Raw genomic sequence first — 915 nt, 5'->3', positions numbered from 1 at the left:
CACGTTTACTAACTTACGCAGATGAAACACTATCATTATATGATGACAATACCACCGCACTGAGAAAGACTTATAACGCTAATATTACCATTGATAATAACACCTTCATAAGAGATAATATAATTATCTATAATGAACTGACTGACGCTAATTTTAATTTAACAGTTAATGCAGGTGCAGGAAATTTAACATTTGCACAAGCAATAGGTAACACGACAGCATTAGCAAATATTATTGCTAATAGCACAGGGACAACCGCATTTAACCAAGTTACCGCTACAAGTTTACTGACTAATGCAGGTGGAACAACATCATTAAATAGCAATATTACCACCACTGGAAGTCAGACTTATAACGATAATGTCACCATTACGAATAACCCCACATTAACAGGAAATGAAATTACCTTTAATGAAACTGTAGATGGTAATAGTAATTTAACCCTGAATGCAGGTACAGGAAATTTAACATTTGAGAAAAATGTCGGTAGTGGAACGCAGTTAAACAATTTAACAGCTAGTGGCAATAATATAAATATCAAAGGTAATGTTAGGACTACCGCGCTACAAACTTATAATAGTCCAGTAACTTTATTCAATAACAGCACCTTCACAGGCAATGGTATTATATTCAATAATACCCTGACTGGTACTGGGTTAGATTTTACAGCTAATGCAGGTACAGGAAATCTCACCTTTGGTAACAATGTAACATTAAGAGATATTATTGCAAATAGTACAGGGACAACCACATTTAACACAGTTACCGCTGCAAGTTTACTAACAAACGCAGGTGGAACAACATCATTAAATGGCAATATTACCACCACTGGAAGTCAGACTTATAACGATAATGTCACCATTGCGAATAACCCCACATTAACAGGAAATGGAATTACCTTTAATGAACTTGTAG

General features: G+C 34.9%; 1 protein-coding gene. It reads left to right on the top strand.

Translation table 11 applies throughout. From position 1 onward, the window contains the following. Positions 1-915, top strand: a 915-nt coding sequence (locus FFR48_RS28110) for a hypothetical protein (protein WP_201277711.1), incomplete at both ends; no start/stop codon positions are given.

The sequence above is a fragment of the Sphaerospermopsis reniformis genome, assembly GCF_005402885.1.
GTDB lineage: Bacteria > Cyanobacteriota > Cyanobacteriia > Cyanobacteriales > Nostocaceae > Sphaerospermopsis > Sphaerospermopsis kisseleviana.
The sequence above is the reverse complement of the archived record's forward strand: the minus strand, read 5'-3'. Positions and strand labels throughout refer to the sequence as shown.